This window comes from Pseudomonas sp. HLG18, assembly GCF_051903985.1.
GTDB classification, from domain to species: Bacteria; Pseudomonadota; Gammaproteobacteria; order Pseudomonadales; family Pseudomonadaceae; genus Aquipseudomonas; species Aquipseudomonas fluorescens_BT.
In genome coordinates, this window is record NZ_CP195831.1 from 6006139 (window position 1) to 6025460 (window position 19322).

Genomic DNA, 19322 nt, shown 5'->3' on the forward strand with positions numbered 1-19322 from the left:
CAGCGCTCTGCGCTGCGCATCGGAATCCGATCGAGGCTCCCCCATGAAGAAAGTGCTGTTGCTCAACGGCGGTAAAAAATTCGCCCACTCCGACGGTCGTTACAACACCACCCTGCACGAAGCGGCGCTGAGCGTGCTGGATCGCGGCGGTGTCGACGTCAAGACCACCTTCATCGACGAGGGTTACGACGTCGCCGAAGAAGTCGCCAAATTCCTCTGGGCCGACGTGATCATTTATCAGATGCCGGGCTGGTGGATGGGCGCGCCGTGGACCGTGAAAAAGTACGTTGACGAAGTGTTCACCGAAGGCCACGGCAGCCTCTATGCCAGCGACGGCCGCACTCGTTCCGACTCCTCGCAGAAATACGGCAGCGGCGGTCTGATCCACGGCAAGCAATACATGCTGTCGCTGACCTGGAACGCACCGCAGCAGGCGTTCGATGATCCGACCGATTTCTTTGAAGCCAAAGGCGTGGACGCCGTGTACTTCCCGTTCCACAAGGCCAACCAGTTCCTCGGCATGACCGGCCTGCCGACGTTCCTCTGTGTGGACGTGATGAAGCGCCCGAACATCGAGGCCGACGTGGCGCGTTACGAGCAGCATCTGACCGAGGTGTTTGGCCTCAAGGCCTGACGCTCGGCTACTATCGAAGGCCTGAGCCTGTGCAGCAGGCCTTTCGATTCGAGGACACCAGTGAAAGCCAGATCCGATGAGTTGCAGATTTTCGTCTGCGTGATCGAATGCGGTTCGATCTCCGCCGCCGCCGAGCAGGTCGGACAGACGCCGTCGGCGGTCAGTCGCACGCTGTCGCGGCTGGAAGCCAAGCTCGACACCACGCTGATCAACCGCACCACACGGCGCATGGACCTGACCGAGGAGGGCAAGTATTTCTTCGAACAGGCCAAGCTGATCCTCGACCAGATGGACCAGCTCGAAGAGCGCCTGTCCTCGCGCCAGCAGACGCCATCAGGACGGCTGCGCATCAACGCCGCGTCGCCGTTCATGCTCCACGCCATCGTGCCGTACATCGACGAATTCCGGCAGCTGTACCCGGGCATCCAGCTCGAACTCAACAGCAACGACCTGATCATTGACCTGCTGGAACAAAGCACCGACGTCGCCATCCGCATCGGCACCCTCGCCGATTCGACGTTGCATGCCCGCTCGCTCGGCTGCAGTCCGCTGCTGATCGTCGCCAGTCCCGCGTATCTGGAAAAACACGGCGTGCCGCTGGAAGTGGCTGACCTGAGCGCGCACACCTTGCTCGGCTTCACCCAGAACGAAGGCCTTAATCAGTGGCCGCTGCGTTACGTGCACGGCGACCGCTGGCCGATCACCCCGGCGATCAGCGCGTCCAGTGGCGAGACGGTTCGCCATTTGGCGCTCGAAGGCCAGGGCATTGCCTGTCTTTCGCACTTCATGACCATCGACGACATCCGCGCCGGGCGTCTCAAGGTGTTGCTGGCGGAGTTCAACAGCGGTTATCGCCAGCCGATCAACGCGGTGTACTACCGTAACTCGCAACTGGCACTGCGCATCCAGTGCTTCCTCGACTTCATCCAGAGCAAACTGGCGGCTTACGCCAGTGCCGATTTCAAGGGCTGATTCGTGATCCCTGCGCAAGAGTGAATTGGTTGAGGGCGGGTTTTTCCACCGGGCTTGGCGGTCGATACTCGTTGCATCACTTATTCACGCAGGGAGTTTCTCCATGAACGTATTCGTCACCGGCGCTGCCGGTTTTATCGGCGGCTCCATCGCCACCGGTCTGGTCCAGGCCGGCCACACCGTCACCGGTCTGGTGCGCAGCGCCGAACAGGCCGATGAGTTGAAAGCACTGGGCATCACCCCGGTGATCGGCACCCTCGACGACAAGGCGCTGCTGGCCGAACAGGCCCGTGCCGCCGACGCGGTGATCAACGCCGCCAGCAGCGATCATCGCGGCGCGGTCGAAGCCTTGCTCGATGCCTTGCGCGGCTCGAACAAAGTGTTCCTGCACACCAGCGGTTCGAGCATCGTCGGCGATGCTTCGGGCGGCAAATCCAGCGACATCATCTACTTCGAAGACAACCTGCCTGAGCCGACCGTCGACAAGGCCGCACGGGTGGCCATCGACAACCTGATCCTCGCGGCAGCGAAGGACGGCGTTAACTCGGCCGTCATCTGTAACACCCTGATCTACGGCCACAGCCTGGGCGTCCATCGCGACAGCGTGCAACTGCCGCGCCTGCTGAAACAGGCACGCAAAAGCGGCGTGGTGCGTCACGTCGGCACCGGCCGGAACATCTGGTCCAACGTGCACATCGAAGACGTGGTGGCGCTGTACCTGCTGGCCCTGACCAAAAACGTCCCGGGCACGTTCTACTTTGTCGAAAGCGGCGAAGCGTCATTCATCGACATGACCACCGCCATGGCCGAAGCCCTGAACCTGGGCCAGCCACAGGACTGGCCGCTGAAAGACGCCGAAGCCGAGTGGGGCTACGAAATGGCCAACTACGGTCTGGGTTCCAACAGCAGGGTTCGCGGCAAGCACGCCCGCGAATTGCTGGGTTGGGCGCCGAAGCGCACGTCGGTGGTCGAGTGGATTCGCCACGAAATGGTGTGAGCCCGCACCACACTTGAACCTGTTGGAGCCCACCGGCTCCCACAGGTTTTTTTATGCCCCGGAAAAGAAGGACAGGGCGCCGAGGCTCATCGAAGCGTTCAGACATTTCCTACTAGTCTGATTCCCGCACAGGCATGGCCAACGCAGTTGGCCGGTTTGTAGGATAGCGGGCACCCACTGGTTGTCTGGCCATGAGGCCAGGTCGGTGGGTAACGCCCGTGGAATTTTTTTGCAAAAGGAATTTGCGATGGCAATACGCACCTCTGCTGCCTGCTCGTAAAGGCATATCCCGGGCGAATCAGACGATTTCGCCTCCTCACGGTTCATGACACGGCGCCAAGCGCCCTGGCCGGAGCATTGCGCTCTTGGGTCGTGGGCACACTCATCCGCGAAATTGGCAAGAACAAGGAGTAGTTATGGTCATTTTGGGCATTACCAATAACGATTTGTCGGGCGCTTGCCTGGTACGCGATGGTCAGATTCTCTCGGCGGTCAGCGAAGAGCGTTTCACCCGTATCAAGGACCACAAGATCTGGCCCGCCAGGTCCATCGAGTTTGTGTTGAGCCAGGCTGGCGTGTCACTGGAAGATCTCGACTACGTGGCTTACGGATGGAATGCCGGTTTCAACGCCGATAAACATCTTGAGTTGTATTTCGACCGGATCGTCGAAGAGGTCCGGAACAACCCCGAGGGCCTGGCGCAGTTCCGCCAGCGTGTCACCGATGAAGTCCGAAACGATAAAGAGAAGCGCGCCGAATTCGACCGGTACATTGCCGCCAATGGCCTGGCCGGCAAGGCGTATTACATCGATCACCATGAATGCCATGCCCTCGGTGCTTATGTCTGCTCGCCGTTCGATGAGGCCTTGACCCTGACCTGTGACGGGCGCGGCGACTTCCAGTCCCTGACCGTGACCTGGTACAGCCCGACCGAAACCACGGTTTTGCAACGCGAAACCAGCATCGACAGCCTGGGTTACTTCTACGGCCGGATCACCCACTTGCTGGGCTACAAGCCGAACCGTCATGAAGGCAAAGTCACGGGTCTGGCCGCGTTCGGCGATCCGCAGAAGTTGCTGGGGGTGATGCAGCAGATGATCCGTTTCGAAGACGGGCGCATCAAGGCGAGTTGCGGCGACCTGTTCGTGCCGTCCTACAACAATTACAGCGAATCTCTGGAGACCCTGTTCTCCCGGGAAACCCCGGAGGACATCGCCGCCGCGGTACAGCGCCATAGCGAAGACTTGCTGGTGGCGATCGTCAAACATCATCTGGAACAACGCGGCAGCACCAACCTGTGCCTGGCCGGCGGCGTGTTTGGCAACGTCAAACTCAACCAGCGCCTGCGCGAGATTCCCGGCGTGAAAAACGTCTATGTGCTGCCATGCATGGGCGATGGCGGGCTGGCGCTGGCGGCTGCCGTCGGGGCGGCGTACCTGGAGAACGGCACCCGTTTCAGGAACCCGGCAATGACCCTGGGGCCGGACTCGCGCAGCGTTTCACAGAACATCAACCTGATCCATCGCAACTATCCCGAGCTCGGTTACCACACCCCGTCGAACATCATCGACGTGTTGACCGACGCACTGATGGAGAATCAGGTGCTGGGCATGTTCAAGGGCAAGATGGAGTTCGGGCCACGTTCACTGTGTAACCGCAGCATCGTCTATCACGCGCAGGATAGCGAAGTGAACGACTGGCTGAACAAGCGCATGCACCGTACCGAGTTCATGCCGTTCGGTCCGGTCACCGCCATCGAACACGCGGCGGCCTGCTATGTCGGGTGGGACGAGGACCAGGTGGCGGCAGATACCATGACCATGACCTACGATTGTCATCCGCAGTTCAGCGAGGCCAGTCCGGCAGTCGTGCACATCGATGGCACGGCGCGGCCGCAGATCATTCGCCCGCAGCGCGATGCATTCATGCATCGTCTGTTGAATGCCTGGCATGAGCGGACCGGTCAGGCGGCGTTGATCAACACCTCGTTCAACCGCCATGAAGAGCCGATTGTCTGTTCGCCGCAGGATGCACTGGATGCACTGAAAGACGGGATGGTCGATCTGGTGGTGATGAGTGAATCACTGATTGTCTGGCGCAAAGGCAAAAACAGCTTCACCCAGCAACGCTTCGAATAATGGAAGGATGGTTACAGGGCTCCGCTGGAGCCCTGCTCAGGAGCATCGAGCGTATGGTTGACCCATGTATCTGATCTTTTTCGGGTTCTTTGCCGCGGAAGGCATCATCTATCCGTTCTGGCCGACCTGGCTGAATTCGCTGGGCTTCAGCGCCAGCCAGATCGGCCTGCTGATCGCAGCGGTCTATTGGCCCCAGGTCGTGACCGGCGTGTTGATCACCTACGTAGCCGACTGGCGCGTGGATCAACTGCGGCTGGCGGCCATTCTCGGATTTTCGGCGGCGTTGTGTACGTTGCTGTTCTATTTCCTGCCGGTGCACCTGTGGGGATTCGTGTGCCTGAGCATTCTGTTTGGCGGGCTGTGGATGGTGGTGTTGCCGCTGTCCGAGTCCTATCTGCTCAAGCGTGACAAGCAAGCCCTGCAGAACTATGGCTGGGTCCGCGCGGTGGGCTCTTCGGCCTTTATCCTGACATCGACCCTCGGCGGTCTGTTGTTTGCGCAGTACAGCCAGTCGTGGGTGCCGGTGGTGATTGCCGTGTGCATGTTGCTCACCGCGCTGGCGTGTCTGTGGCTGAAGCGTCAGGTCACGCTGGCGCATCTGCAACAACCCGAGCGTGGGACGAAGCGGCCCGACTGGAAGGCGCTGTTCGCTCAAAAGGGCCTGTTGATTGCGATTGCCGCCGCCAGTTTCATTCAACTGAGTCACACCCTGTACTTTTCCACGGCGTCGATTGGCTGGGGCGTGAAAGGCTATTCTTCAACCGCCATCGGGGTGTTCTGGTCAGTGGCGGTTATCGCGGAAATCACCTATTTCGCGTTCTCCAACAAAATCCTGTCGTTCTGTTCACCGTTGTCTATCGTAATGTTTTCCAGTGTCTGTGCGGCGGCGCGCTGGGCGCTGTTTTCCGACAGCGATGCAGTCCCGGTGATCCTGTTGGGGCAATGTCTGCACGCCCTGAGTTTCGCGGCGTATCACTCGGCGATCATGCGCTGCATTCGCGATCACGCCCCGCCCGATATCCAGGTCTTTACCCAGGGTGTCTATTACTCGCTGGCGGTTGCCTTGCCCATGGGCCTGGCCACGCCATTTGCCGGGTATCTGTACGAGACGCAGCCACAATGGTCCTGGTATGTCATGGCGTTGTTTGCCCTGATGGGAACCGCGCTGGCATTCATTGCTCACCAGAAAATGCGAAGTGCAACCGATGACACAACGAACGTTTACAGCCGTCTGCTTTGATATGGACGGTGTGCTGATCCAGTCTCGCGAGGTCATCGAATTCGCCTGGACCACGGTGGCGCGCAACTACGGTGTTGCCGTCGATCAGGCGTTCATCGACGATCACGTTCACGGCCGCCCGGGCGGTTACACCCTGCAGGCCCTGTTCGGTCAGTTCGACGAACAGACGCGTGTGGCCATCAAGAAAGAAGTCGACGCCCTCGAAGAAGTTTCGATCTGCGCGCTGGTGCCGGGTGTCGCTGCGTTCATCGCCCGATTGAATGGGCGCGTGCCGCTGGCGCTGGTGACCAGCAGTTGGCGAGCGCGAGTCGACCACGTCCTGCAGCAGCACGGCCTGACGTCGGTTTTTGACTGCATCGTCTGCCGCGACGATGTGCGCAGCGGCAAACCGGCTCCCGATCCTTATCGCCTGGCCGCCGCGCGACTGGAGCGTCAGAGCGATGAATGCCTGGTCTTCGAAGACTCCGTCAGCGGTGTGCAATCAGCGGTCAGCAGCGGCGCGCTGTGCATCGGTATCGGCGACGATCCGACGCTGAGCGCTCACGGGGCACTGCGTACGTACGCGGATTTCACGGCGCTCCCGGTCTCGCCGGGCGGGGTGGATACGCACCTCTATGCCGACGGCGGGCTGTTTATCAGCGGGCAGGTTGCCCAGAGGTTCGCACGCTCATGACGCCGACCTTGCGACACGCGACCGTCCTGTGGAATTTCCTGGGAGCAGGACGCCAACACAGTGAGTGCGAGCTGATTGTGGTGTGCGGCTCCTACGACCTTCGGGTCTGTGATTACGCCTGTCAGTTGCTGAAAAAAGGGGTCGCCCCGCATCTGTTGTTTACCGGCAACACCGGCAACTGGACGAAGCATTTGTGGGAACGCACCGAAGCCGATATTTTTGCCCAACGGGCCATGGTGCAGGGTGTTTCGCCGGATCAGTTCACCCTCGAATCCCGCGCCACCAACTTCGCCGAGAACATCGCGTTTGCCCGAGCGTTGTTCCCGCAGGTGCGTCGGGCGACGTTCCTGACCAAGCCGAATTCGATCCGGCGCGTGGCGTTGACCTTGCCGGTTCAATGGCCAGGGCTTGAGGCCTGGGTGGATGCCCCGTCGTTCGGTTTTCCGGGGGAGGTCAGCAACCTGATCGGGGTCCTGGGACTGATCGACGAAATGGTCGGCGATATCCACCGAATCATGGTTTACCCTTCGCTGGGCTATCAGGTCGAGCAGGGGATTCCCGAGGAAGTCGAGGTGGCCTGGCGCTACCTGATCGAACAAGGATTCGATCACCATCTGATCAAAGGCAGACACTGACGCCGCGCTGCCGCCGGAGACTGACATGCTGTACGACACACTGATTCGCAACGCCCTGGTCATCGACGGCAGCAACACTCCCGGTTACGCCGCTGACGTGGCAATCCTCGATGGCCGCATCGCGCGCATCGGCGATCCGGGCGATGCCCGCGCCACCGAAGAGATCGACGCCGCGGGCCGTGTGCTGGCGCCGGGTTTCATCGACGTGCACACCCACGACGACACCGTGGTGATCCGCCAGCCGGAGATGCTGCCCAAGCTCAGCCAGGGTGTGACCACGGTAATTGTCGGCAACTGCGGGATCAGTGCAGCGCCGGTCAGTCTCAAGGGCGATCCACCGGATCCGATGAACCTGCTCGGCACTGCCGCCGCATTCGTCTATCCACGTTTCAGCGATTACCGCGCGGCGGTCGAAGCGGCCAACACCACTTTGAACGTCGCGGCGCTGGTCGGGCATACGGCGCTGCGCAGCAATCACCTCGATGATCTTTTTCGCACCGCCACCGACGCTGAAATCGCCGCGATGCGCGAGCAGTTGCGTGAAAGCCTGGAAGCGGGCGCCCTTGGTTTATCCACAGGGCTGGCGTATGCGAGTGCGTTTTCGGCGTCCACCGATGAAGTCATGCAACTGACCGAAGAATTGAATGCGTTTGGCGCGGTGTACACCACTCACCTGCGCAGTGAATTCGAACCGGTGCTGGAGGCCATGGACGAAGCGTTTCGCATTGGCCGCCACGCCCGTTCGCCGGTGATCGTTTCCCACCTCAAATGTGCCGGCGTGGGCAACTGGGGACGCAGTGCGCAGTTGCTCGCGTCGCTGGAAGAGGCGGCGAAAACCCACCCGGTCGGCTGTGATTGCTACCCCTACGCGGCCAGTTCTTCGACGCTGGATCTGAAGCAGGTCACCGACGCCCACCGCATCACCATCACCTGGTCGACGCCTCATCCGGAAGTCAGCGGTCGCGACCTGACCGCCATCGCTGCCGAATGGACGATGCCACTGCTCGACGCGGCCAGACGCCTGCAACCGGCCGGCGCGGTGTATTACGGCATGGACGAGAGTGACGTGCGCCGGATCCTCGCCCATCCGCTGTCGATGGTTGGTTCCGATGGCCTGCCGGAAGACCCGTTCCCCCATCCGCGCCTGTGGGGGGCTTTCCCACGGGTGCTCGGCCATTTCAGTCGCGATGTCGGGCTATTTCCGCTGCACACCGCCGTGCACAAGATGACCGGTCTGTCGGCGGCGCGCTTCGGCTTGAAGGAGCGGGGCGAGATTCGCGAAGGACACTGGGCGGACCTGGTGTTGTTCGACCCGGCAACCGTGCATGACGTGGCGGACTTCAGCGACCCGCAACGTGCCGCGCAAGGCATCGATGGCGTGTGGATCAACGGCGTTTTGAGTTATCGAGAGGGGCAGATCAACGGGCAAAGGGCAGGGCGGTTTCTGGCGCGTGAGGGTGATCTGCGTGACAACTTTCACTGAGTTTCGCGGATTGCGTCACAGTGGTGGCACATTGCGACTAAAGAAAGCCGTCACCAAGCCGAATTGCTGACATCTACCCCGGCTGCATGGCGGGGCCCATCAGTCAGGGAGCACCCCATGAGCTTCGGCAAAACCACCCCGATCCTGCGGATCTTCGATGAAGCCAAGGCCGTGGAATTCTACGTCGACTTCCTCGGCTTCAAGATCGATTGGCAGCACCGCTTCGAGCCTGGTTTCCCGTTGTACCTGCAAGTCTCGCGCGGTGAGTGTGTGCTGCATTTGTCCGAACACCACGGCGATGCGACACCGGGTTCGGCCCTGCGAATCGAGACCGATGAACTGGAGGCGTTCCAGCAGCAACTGCTGGCGAAGAACTACAAGTTTTCGCACCCGGGCATCCAGGCCATGCCGTGGGGCAGCCAGGACATGACCATCGCCGATCCGTTCGGCAATCGACTGGTGTTCACCAACGCGATCAGCCTCTGAGCCAAAAGCCCCCTCACCCTAACCCTCTCCCAGGGGAGAGGGGACTGACCGAGGTGTCTATCGTCATACACCGACCTGAAAGACCGTGACGATTATGGATTCACAGAAGCGTTTTCAGGTCGGCATAGATCGTGAGCATATTGCGGTCGGCTCCCTCTCTCAGTGGAGAGGGGACTGACCGAGGTGTTTATCGCCATACATCGACCTGAAAGATCGTGGCGATTATGGATTCACAGAATTTCTTTCAGGTCGGCGTAAATCGTGAGTAATTCGCGGTCGGCTCCCTCTCCAAAGGTCGAGGGGACTGACCGAGGTGTCTATCGTCATACATCGACCTGAAAGATCGTGACGATTATGGATTCACAGAAGCGTTTTCAGGTCGGCATAGATCGTGAGCATATTGCGGTCGGCTCCCTCTCCCTCTGGGAGAGGGCTGGGGTGAGGGGGGCTGTGAGTCGCACACTCATTCGGCACCACCACTAACCCTATGCATCTGCCGAAACTCACCGGGCGGTATCCCGCGCCGGCTCTTGAAGGTGCGGTGAAACGAGCGCGGTTCGGTGAAGCCCAGATACTGCGCAATATCCTGAATCGGCAAGGTGCTGTTGAGCAGGTAATGCTCGGCCAGCTCCTGGCGCAAGTCATCGAGGATCTGCTGATACGAGGTGCCGGCCTGATGCAACTGGCGTTGCAGCGTGCGCACCGAGACGGCGAGATGTTCGGCCACCTGTTCCTTGCGCGGCAGACCTTCCTTGAGCAACTGGCGCAGGATGCTTTTGACCCGCTGCTCCAGCGACGCATCCTCCAGCGTCGCCATCAGACTCTGGGCGTGTTCCTCCAGCGTGCGCAGCAAATGCGCATCGGCCTGGCGCAGCGGCAACTGCAGATATGGCAACGGCACGATCAGCGCGGAATACGGTTGATCGAACAGCACCGGGCATTCGAAAAACTGCTCGTACTGCGTCAGCGTCGTGTCTGCCGGGCGTGAGTGCTCCAGCCACACCGCGGCCGGCGACAGTTGGGTGTCGGCGATCCAGCGTGCGTATTGCAGCCAGGAGCCGAGCACGTTTTCCACCAGATGCCGGCGAATCCGCGGGCGTTCGAAGCGGCAGCTCCAGATCAGGTGCACGTGGCTGTCCTGCACCTCGGCGCGACTGACGCCCATGTCGCCCACCAGTTTTTCGAACGGCATGATGCGGCTCATGGCATCGCCCAGTGTCGCGCAGTTCATGGTGATGTAGCCCAGCACGCTCCAGGAGTTGGGCAGCACAAAATTGGCGGCGTTGAGACCGAACAACGGATCACCCGAGTGCTCGCAGAAATAATCGAGCAACCGCTCATGGGTTTCACCCGGCAAGCGCAGGCTGTTGTCGCTCAACTGCTGCGCCTGCAAGCCGGCCGCCGCCAACGCAGGCTCGATGGCCAGGCCCAGGTGTTCGGCATGGCGCAGGTACTTGAGCAGCGGCGGAACGGAGGTGAAGCCGAGCGATTGCATGACCGAATTCCCTTGATCGAGGCCACCACGGGCGGATGAACGCCCTGAAAGGTAATTTGAATCCACGACTAAAGTAAATGGCTGACGCTTGCGCGACGTTTGACTCAATTGGCTACTCGAACTGGCCGGATGCGACCGTGACACTTGCGGCCGGCTGACTAGTATGAGGGCCTGAAATTTCACTGATCAGACTGCACAGAAGGACACTCGCATGCGACGCTGGAACGGCTGGGGAGATGCAACCACGGTGGTCGAACTGCCGGCCCAGGGCGCAGGTTTTCTCCATGAGCGACTGGGGCAGGGGCGAGCGCTGCCCGATGCGACACTCGAAGCGGCGCTGGCCCGCGTGCCGGTCTCGCGGCTGGCAGAGCACGCCATGTACAGCATCGATGCCCATGATCGTCTGCTGCATGCCCGGGGCCAGAGCCTGCCGGACTGGCTGGCGTTGCGCGAAGGGGCGCTGGGTCACTATCCCGACGCCGTGGCGTTCCCGGAAACCGCCGAGCACATCCGCCAGTTGCTGGCGCTCGCCCAGGCCCAGGATCTGTGCCTGATTCCCTACGGCGGCGGCACGTCGGTGGCCGGGCACATCAACCCGCCGGACTCTGCGCGGCCCGTAGTAACTGTTTCCCTGGCGCGGATGAATCGCCTGCTTGACCTCGATGAACAAAGCCTGCTGGCGACTTTCGGTCCCGGCGCCAGTGGCCCGCAGGTGGAAAGCCAATTGCGCGCCCGTGGCTACACGCTGGGGCATTTTCCGCAGTCGTGGGAGCTGTCGACGCTGGGCGGTTGGGTGGCCAGTCGTTCCAGCGGCCAGCAGTCGTTGCGTTATGGGCGGATCGAGCAACTGTTCGCCGGCGGAACCCTGGAAACCTTCGCCGGGCCGCTGCAGATTCCAACCTTCCCGGCCTCGGCGGCCGGCCCGGATCTGCGCGAAGTGGTGCTGGGTTGCGAGGGGCGTTTCGGGATCATTTCCGAGGTCAAGGTGCGGGTCAGCGCGCTGCCGGCCGATGAGCGTTTTTACGGTGTGTTTCTGCCCAGCTGGAGCAAGGCGCTGCAAGCCATTCAGCAACTGGCCCAGGCGCGGGTGCCGCTGTCGATGCTGCGTCTGTCCAACGCGGTGGAAACAGAAACCCAACTGGCGCTGGCCGGCCATCCGCAACAGATCGCCTGGCTGGAGAAGTACCTGAACCTGCGCGGCGCCGGGCAGGGCAAGTGCCTGCTGACGTTCGGCGTGACCGGTAATCGCAAGCAGAATGCGTTGTCCCTGAGCCAGGCCCGTCAGCATCTGAAGGCGTTCGGCGGCGTGTTCACCGGCACCCTGCTCGGCAAGAAGTGGGCGCAGAACCGCTTTCGTTTTCCGTACCTGCGGGAGAATCTGTGGAACGCCGGTTATGTGGTCGACACCCTCGAAACTGCCACCGACTGGAGCAACGTCGACAACCTGCTCAACCTGATCGAAAACAGCCTGCGCGATGCCTTGGCGGCGGAGGGTGAGCGGGTGCATGTGTTCACCCATCTGTCCCACGTCTACGGCGAAGGATCGAGCATCTACACCACCTACGTGTTTCGTCCGGCGGCGGACTATCCTGCGACGCTCGCTCGCTGGAAAGCCCTCAAGCACGCCGCCAGCCAGACCATCGTCGACAACCACGGCACCATCAGCCACCAGCACGGTGTGGGCAAGGATCATGCACCGTACCTGCCGGGCGAAAAAGGCGCGCTGGCGATGGACACCTTGCAGGCGCTGAGCCGGCACTTCGACCCGGCCGGGCGCCTGAATCCCGGCACGCTGTTGCAGGAGTGACGGCGATGAGCGCGGACTGGAACGCCGAATGGCGCCGGCAAATCCTGCCGACACTGGCGGCTGAAACCTGGGACCTGATCGTGATCGGCGGCGGCATCAGTGGCGCCGGCATCCTGCGTGAAGCCGCACGCCGTGGCTGGCATTGCCTGCTGCTGGAACAGCGTGATTTCGCCTGGGGCACCTCCAGCCGATCCTCGAAAATGGTCCATGGCGGTTTGCGCTACATCGCCAAAGGTCAGTGGCGGCTGACCCGCGATTCGGTGCGTGAGCGCCAGCGTCTGCTTGACGAAGCGCCGGGTCTGGTGGAACCGATGAGCTTCATGATGCCGCACTATCGCGGCGGCTTTCCCGGGCCGCGTGTGCTGGGTGGTCTGTTGTCGATCTACGACGCATTGGCCGGGCGCCGTGATCATCGTTTCCATGATGCGCAGCAACTGCGTTATCTCGCTCCGGGTGTGAAAGAACATGACTTGCTGGGTGGCACCTGTTTTGTCGATGCGCTGACCGATGACGCTCGGTTGGTCATGCGCGTGTTGAGCGAAGCACGGGCCGACGGCGCAGTGGTGCTCAACGGCATGCGTGTCGAGCATCTGCTGCGGGAAAACGGTCGGGTGTGCGGGGTTCAGGTCGAGGACTGCGAAGCCGGTGTATCGCTGCAATTGCGATGTGGTGTACTGGCGGTGGCCACCGGGGCCTGGGCCGAACGCTTGCGCCCTCCGCAAGCGCCGCGTCAGTTGCGCCCGTTGCGCGGCAGTCATTTGTTGCTGCCGGGCTGGCGCTTGCCGGTGGCGCAGGCGTTCACGTTTTTGCATGAGCGTGATCGGCGTCCGGTGTTCGTTTTCCCGTGGGAAGGCGCCACAGTGGTCGGCACCACCGACCTCGATCACCGAGAGAATCTGGACCAGAGCGCGAGCATCAGCGCCGAAGAACTCGACTATCTGCTGGCCGCCTGCCGACAGCAGTTTCCCGGCGCTGAAGTGAGAGCGGCCGATGTGCTTTCAACCTGGTCCGGCGTGCGTCCGGTGGTGGGCAGTGCGGCGGGCGAGCATCAGGATACGCCGTCGAATGAAACCCGGGAACATGTGCTGTGGCAGGAGCCGGGTTGCGTCACGTTGGCCGGCGGCAAGCTCACGACGTTCCGCCCGCAAGCCATCGAAGTGCTCAAGGCCTGCGCCGACATGCTCGGCCGTTCTTTTGACGATGATGCCGCGCCGGTGTTTGCTGCGGTACCGCCACTGATGATTCCCGGACTCAGTCCCGGTCAATGGCGACGGCTGGCCGGGCGACATGGCCGGGACCTGCCGAGGCTGGCGCAACTGCTCACCGAACTGGGCCATGAAACGGTCGGTGCCACCGACACCTTGTGGGCAGAATTGGCCTTCGCCTGCGAAGCGGAAATGGTCCTCCACTTGGATGACCTGCTGCTGCGCCGAACCCGTCTCGGCCTGTTGTTGCCCCATGGCGGTGCGGAGTATTTCCCGGCCATTCGCCAACTCTGCCAGCCACGGCTTGGCTGGGACGACGAACGCTGGCAACAGGAACAGCAACGCTACCAGGCGTTATGGCAACGTCATCACGGCCTGCCGGATATCGCGCAGTGATGCCCCTCGAAGAGAGCTCCATGGACAACCACCCGAACAAGCGTTACCTGCTGGCCATCGACAATGGCACCCAGAGCGTGCGCGCGCTGCTCTTCGATTTGCAGGGCAATCTGCTCGGCAAGGGCAAGGTTGAATTGCAGGCCTATTACTCGACGCAACCGGGCTGGGCCGAACAGGATCCGGAATATTACTGGGCGAAACTGGGCGAGGCCTGTCAGCAGCTGTGGCAGCAGACCGGCATCGATCGCTCGCAGATTGCCGGCGTTTCCCTGACTACCCAGCGCGGCACGGTGATCAACGTCGACGCTCAGGGCAAGCCGCTGCGCCCGGCGATTCTCTGGCTCGACCAACGCCAGAGCGAAGTCGAAGGCGCGATCAAGGGCCCGTGGGGCTGGCTGTTCAAACTGGTCGGCGCACAGGCCACGGTGGATTACTTTCGCGCCCAGGCCGAGGCCAACTGGATCGCCCGTCATCAACCGGATGTGTGGGCGGCGACCGACAAGTTTCTGCTGCTCTCCGGGTTTCTCACGCATCGCCTGTGCGGGCGTTTCGTCGACTCGGTGGGCTGTTGCGTCGGCTACCTGCCGTTCGATTTCAAACGTCTGCGCTGGGCCGCACCGCGTGACTGGAAATGGCAGGCGCTGGCGGTGCGTCCCGAGCAACTACCAACCTTGTACAAACCCGGTGAAACCCTCGGCCATATCAGCGCCGAAGCCAGTCGTCACACCGGCATCCCCGAGGGGATTCCACTGATTGCGGCGGGGGCCGACAAAGCCTGTGAAGTGCTCGGTTCCGGCGTCGTCGACTCGGGCACGGTGTCCCTGTCCTACGGCACCACGGCGACGATCACCAGCACCCGCTCGCGCTATCTGGAAATCGTCCCGTTGATTCCGCCGTACCCGTCGGCGGTGCCGGATCAGTACAACTGCGAGGTGATGATCTATCGCGGCTACTGGATGGTCAGCTGGTTCAAGAACGAGTTCGGCCTGCGGGAAATGCAGCAGGCCAAAGCGCAGGGCATCGAGCCCGAGCAACTGTTCGATGCGCTGGTCGATGCGGTGCCGCCGGGTTCCATGGGGTTGATGTTGCAGCCCTATTGGTCGCCCGGTATTCGCGAACCGGGCGTGGAAGCCAAAGGCGCAATGATCGGGTTCGGTGACGTGCACACCCGCGCGCACATTTACCGGGCGATCCTCGAAGGCCTGGCTTATGCGTTGCGCCAGGGCATGGAGAAAATCGAGAAGCGCTCGAAGATCTCCGTCACCCGTTTGCGGGTTGCTGGCGGTGGTTCGCAAAGTGATGCGGCGATGCAACTGACGGCGAACATCTTCGGCCTGCCGGCGGAGCGTCCGCATGTCTATGAGGCGTCCGGTCTGGGTGCAGCGATTTGCTGCGCGGTGGGGCTGGGGTTGCACGCAGATTTTCCCACGGCGATTGCCGCGATGACCCGGGTTGGTGCTGTGTTTCAGCCGCAGCCCGAGGCGCAGCAGGTCTATGAGCGCCTGTACAAGGACGTTTATCTGCGCATGTATCGGCAGCTCAAACCGTTGTACCAGAGTATCCGCAAGATCACCGGTTACCCGGCCTAGAAAAACTACACATTCCCTTGTGGGAGCGGGCTTGCTCGCGAAAGCGGAGTATCAGTCACCAATTGTTTCAATGACCCACCGCCTTCGCGAGCAAGCCCGCTCCCACAGGAGACGGAGGCGCTTTTTTGCGCCATGCACGTGGCGCTATCGGAGAACTTTTCTGGTGAGATCGGACAGTGTCAGGGGCGGGGTCGGTTGTTAGGCTCGATCCCCACGGCACACATAACAAGAACCAGAAGCAATGAAGCTGATCTCCCTCCTGCTGCTTTGCGCAATGGCCCCGACGGCGTGGGGCTGGTCGAATCACACGGTGGGCAGCTACCTGGCGTTGCAGGATCTGCCGGCGTTGCGCGATGCGCCGCCCGTCGTAGTCGAACCGCTGGAGCAGTTTCTTGGCGAGCAATATCCGGCCATCGTCGCGTTGCTCGATGAACAGGAACGCTTCGCCCGCGAGCACTTCAAGCAGTACCCGCCGCGCCCCGACAACCTCAGGTTGCCCGCCGTGCCGAGCGACAATTTGCGCCACGACTTCCTCACCGCGTTGCGGATCAATCCGCTGATTCATCTGGCAATGGTCATCCAGCCGTTGCCGGGCAAAGACCTGCCCGAGCGCGAGCATCTGCAGGCCGATCAGGTCATGGTCGAGCAGACGCTTTCACCGTGGAATCGCCAGCGATTCATTCGCGTGGCCGATCATGAAACAGTCGCGCCCCTGGCCGTGCTGGCGAGCGCCGCCGATGAGCCGGACTACGGCCACGACATCAATCTGTTTAGCGACAACCCCGGCGAAGTCGCCGCGTTGTACGGCTTCGGCCCGCAGCCGTTTGGCGATGAGCGCTTCCAGTACAGCTCCCAGGCGCCGTTCCACATGGGCTTCTTCCATGAGAGCCCGGTGGTGTACGCGGCCGCCGGATTTCTCGAGCGCAGTTGGCCGGACTGGCGTGCGTATCAGTACATGGGGCTGGCGCGACTGGCGTTTGCCAGCGGCCATTCCTACTGGGGTTATCGCTTTCTCGGTTGGGGCCTGCACCACGTGCAGGACCTGACCCAGCCGTATCACGCCAAGCCGTTGCCGGGCGTCGAATTGCCGAGCCTTCTGCTGCTGGAAGGCAAGGCCCTGGCTGGTTTTGCGGAGGACAAACAGGCGTCCATCGAACGGGTCGCGACCCGCCACATGGAAGTCGAGAAATACCAGTCGACCTGGCTGCGCCGCGTGCTGCGCGCCGGTCAGCCGCATCCGATGCTCGACGCTTATGCCGATGCCACCGGGGACGCGCATTACCCGCCGTACTCGGTGGACTACCTGCGCGAAGTGGTGAGTGCCGAGTCGGTCGACGACTCCGCCGCCTTCGATGAAGCCATCGGCCAATGGCTGGAAACGGCGCCGGTCACCAGCGACTTCAGCGCGGGCAATCAGTTGCAGCGCGAGACTTTCGAGCATCCGGAACTCAATCAACAACTGCTCAAACTGCTCGGCCATTTCGGCGCCCACAGCCGGATTTATGTCAGCGCGGGGCTGGCGCCCTAAGCATCGCGGCAACACACAACAATAAGAACAGGGAAGGAGGAACAGATGATCAACACTCGATTGCGCCTGTCCGGCGTAGCGCTCCCCGGTGTCGGTTTGGCAGGGCTGCTGCAACTCTGCGCAGTCGATGCGGTGCAGGCTGCCGAGTTCAGCGTGCTGGACAATCAGGTCACCGGCTCGCTCGACACGACCTTGTCCTATGGCCGCCTGTGGCGGGTTCAGGGCCGGGACAAGAACAACGATGACGTCAACACCAACGACGGCAATCGCAACTTCGACACCGGGCTGGTTTCCGAGGTGTACAAGATCACTTCGGAGCTCGAAGCCAACTACCAGAACTACGGAATGTTCCTGCGCGGTACCGCGTTCTACGACACCCAGTTGATGGACAAGCGCAACGACTACTACCGCAACAACAGCCCATCGCAGCCGAGCCAGAGTTATCCCCAGGACGACCGTTTCACCGGCCAGACCCGCGACATTGCCGGCAGCCGGATCGAGATGCTCGACGCCTACGTCCATGGCAGCTGGGACGTCGCGCAAATGCCGGTCACGGCGCGGGTGGGGCGTCAGGTGTTCAACTGGGGCGAGGGGATTTTCTATCGCGGCGGGGTCAACACCACCAACCCGGTGGATGCGGCGAAATATCGTTTGCCGGGCGCCGAGGTCAAGGAAGTGCTGATGCCGGTGGAGGCGGTCAGCTTCAACATCGGCCTGAGCGACAACCTGACGATGGAGAGCTTCTACCAGACCAACTGGAAAGAAACCCGCATCGACCCGGTCGGCACCTTCTACTCGCAGACCGACCTGTTCGCCGACGGCGGCAACACCGCTTACAACAACTTCAGCGGCACCGCGCTTGATACGCCGGTGCCGGGGTTCGGCAATGTCATCGGCCTGTACGGCGCACTGGGCAACAACCCGTTGCTCGGCCCGGCGCTGAAATCCACCGGCCTCTATGCCAACGGCGTGACTCCTGCCTACGGCAACACCCTCAAGGTGGCGTCGATCGGCAAGGACTACAACGCGCGCAACGACGGCCAGTTCGGCTTTGCGTTTCGCTACATCGCCGAAGAACTCAACAGCACCGAATTCGGCCTGTACATGGTCAACTACCACGCCAAGGAACCGACCATCGCCGCCGACCTTGGTGGCTACAAGGGCATCGACATGAATGCCCTGACCAACATGCTCTCCAGCGTGGCCGGCAGTCAGGCCGGGGCCCTCGCCAACGGTCTGGCGACTGCCGATGTGATGGGCAACATCCAGGCCCATCGGCGTTATGCCGAAGACATCCGCATGTACGGTTTCAGTTTCAACACCACGCTGGGCAATGCTTCGGTGTTCGGTGAACTGGCCTATCGGCCGAACCTGCCCATCGGCATCGCGGCCACCAACGATTTGATCGGCGACCTGGCCAATGGCGCTGCGGCAGCGGTGTCCGGCAAGGCCATCAACGTCGGCGGGCAAATGGTCACCCTCGACAGCCAGATCAACAACGCCGAGCGGGTGGAAGCGTTCAACACCTCGTTGGGCAGCATCTACAACTTCGGCCCGACGCTGTCGTTCGACTCGATGTTCGGCATCTTCGAACTGGCCTCCGAGCACCTGCGCGGCAGCAGCCTGCAATACACCGCCTACGACGGCAGCACCCGTTACTACGCCGGCACAGGCAACACTTCGTACGTGTCCGGCGGCGATCGTGACGATCAGGTCAACCGCAATTCCTACAGCTACACGGTGATGTTCAACGGCACCTGGAACGACGTGTACGCCGGGATCAACGTCTCGCCTTACGTCGTCTACAAGGACGACTTCAAAGGCAACAGCTACCAGGCCGGCAACGCCATCGACGGGCGCAAGGCCTACACCCTGGGGGTCAAGGCCAACTACCAGAACAAGCTCGAAGCCGAACTGCAATACACCGAGTTCTGGGGCGGCGGGCAGAACAACGGCATTCGTGACCGCGACAACGTCGGGTTCAACCTCAAGTATTTCCTTTAATCACAGCGCGCAGCCCAATGTGGGAGCGGGCTTGCTATTT

At 61.7% G+C, this 19322-nt stretch carries 15 protein-coding genes; 14 read left to right on the forward strand and 1 reads right to left on the reverse strand.

Features of this window, described 5'->3' with window-relative positions; all coding sequences use genetic code 11:
* Positions 1 to 43: 43 nt before the first annotated feature.
* From ACSPX5_RS27470 to ACSPX5_RS27510, 9 genes are all read left to right on the forward strand, one after another.
* Positions 44 to 634 carry an NAD(P)H-dependent oxidoreductase gene (locus tag ACSPX5_RS27470; RefSeq protein WP_439820629.1) on the forward strand — a complete coding sequence of 197 codons (591 nt, stop codon included), beginning with the start codon at positions 44 to 46 and terminating at the stop codon, positions 632 to 634.
* 60 nt (positions 635 to 694) lie between these two features.
* A complete protein-coding gene (locus tag ACSPX5_RS27475) occupies positions 695 to 1606 on the forward strand; it encodes a LysR substrate-binding domain-containing protein (protein WP_439820630.1) in 912 nt (303 codons plus the stop codon).
* 103 nt (positions 1607 to 1709) lie between these two features.
* Positions 1710 to 2603 (forward strand): NAD-dependent epimerase/dehydratase family protein, encoded by an 894-nt coding sequence (locus ACSPX5_RS27480; protein WP_439820631.1) that lies wholly within the window; start codon positions 1710 to 1712, stop codon positions 2601 to 2603.
* A gap of 416 nt (positions 2604 to 3019) precedes the next feature.
* Complete coding sequence (locus tag ACSPX5_RS27485) at positions 3020 to 4741, forward strand: carbamoyltransferase family protein (protein ID WP_439820632.1); 1722 nt, start codon at positions 3020 to 3022, stop codon at positions 4739 to 4741.
* A gap of 64 nt (positions 4742 to 4805) precedes the next feature.
* Entirely contained in the window at positions 4806 to 5981 is a 1176-nt protein-coding gene (locus tag ACSPX5_RS27490; RefSeq protein WP_439820633.1) for an MFS transporter, read from the forward strand.
* The gene (locus tag ACSPX5_RS27495) at positions 5947 to 6654 is read left to right on the forward strand and encodes an HAD family hydrolase (RefSeq protein ID WP_439820634.1); all 708 of its coding nucleotides are present in this window, start codon (positions 5947 to 5949) and stop codon (positions 6652 to 6654) included. Before ACSPX5_RS27490 ends, ACSPX5_RS27495 begins: the two co-directional genes overlap by 35 nt.
* On the forward strand, positions 6651 to 7289 hold the full coding sequence (locus tag ACSPX5_RS27500) for a YdcF family protein (RefSeq protein WP_439820635.1): 639 nt from the start codon (positions 6651 to 6653) through the stop codon (positions 7287 to 7289). The genes ACSPX5_RS27495 and ACSPX5_RS27500 overlap by 4 nt, the downstream gene beginning before the upstream one ends.
* A 25-nt stretch (positions 7290 to 7314) precedes the next feature.
* Entirely contained in the window at positions 7315 to 8772 is a 1458-nt protein-coding gene (locus tag ACSPX5_RS27505) for an N-acyl-D-amino-acid deacylase family protein (RefSeq protein ID WP_439820636.1), read from the forward strand.
* Between the two features lie 117 nt (positions 8773 to 8889).
* Complete coding sequence (locus ACSPX5_RS27510; protein WP_169428769.1) at positions 8890 to 9258, forward strand: glyoxalase superfamily protein; 369 nt, start codon at positions 8890 to 8892, stop codon at positions 9256 to 9258.
* A 463-nt stretch (positions 9259 to 9721) separates the two neighbouring features.
* Here ACSPX5_RS27510 and gliR read toward each other — a convergent pair whose 3' ends face one another.
* Complete coding sequence (gliR, locus tag ACSPX5_RS27515; protein ID WP_439820637.1) at positions 9722 to 10753, reverse strand: AraC family transcriptional regulator GliR; 1032 nt, start codon at positions 10751 to 10753, stop codon at positions 9722 to 9724.
* 211 nt (positions 10754 to 10964) lie between these two features.
* Between gliR and ACSPX5_RS27520 the strand changes: the two genes are divergently transcribed.
* The 5 genes from ACSPX5_RS27520 (at position 10965) to ACSPX5_RS27540 (ending at position 19282) form a co-directional block, all read left to right on the forward strand.
* On the forward strand, positions 10965 to 12560 hold the full coding sequence (locus ACSPX5_RS27520) for an FAD-binding oxidoreductase (RefSeq protein ID WP_439820638.1): 1596 nt from the start codon (positions 10965 to 10967) through the stop codon (positions 12558 to 12560).
* A gap of 5 nt (positions 12561 to 12565) precedes the next feature.
* A complete protein-coding gene (locus ACSPX5_RS27525) occupies positions 12566 to 14161 on the forward strand; it encodes a glycerol-3-phosphate dehydrogenase/oxidase (RefSeq protein ID WP_439820639.1) in 1596 nt (531 codons plus the stop codon).
* Positions 14162 to 14181: 20 nt separating this feature from the next.
* Entirely contained in the window at positions 14182 to 15750 is a 1569-nt protein-coding gene (locus ACSPX5_RS27530) for an FGGY-family carbohydrate kinase (RefSeq protein ID WP_439820640.1), read from the forward strand.
* A 241-nt stretch (positions 15751 to 15991) separates the two neighbouring features.
* On the forward strand, positions 15992 to 17278 hold the full coding sequence (locus tag ACSPX5_RS27535) for a phospholipase (protein ID WP_439820641.1): 1287 nt from the start codon (positions 15992 to 15994) through the stop codon (positions 17276 to 17278).
* A 45-nt stretch (positions 17279 to 17323) separates the two neighbouring features.
* Positions 17324 to 19282: a DUF1302 domain-containing protein gene (locus ACSPX5_RS27540; protein ID WP_169428775.1), complete on the forward strand. Its 1959-nt coding sequence runs from the start codon at positions 17324 to 17326 to the stop codon at positions 19280 to 19282.
* Positions 19283 to 19322 lie beyond the last annotated feature (40 nt).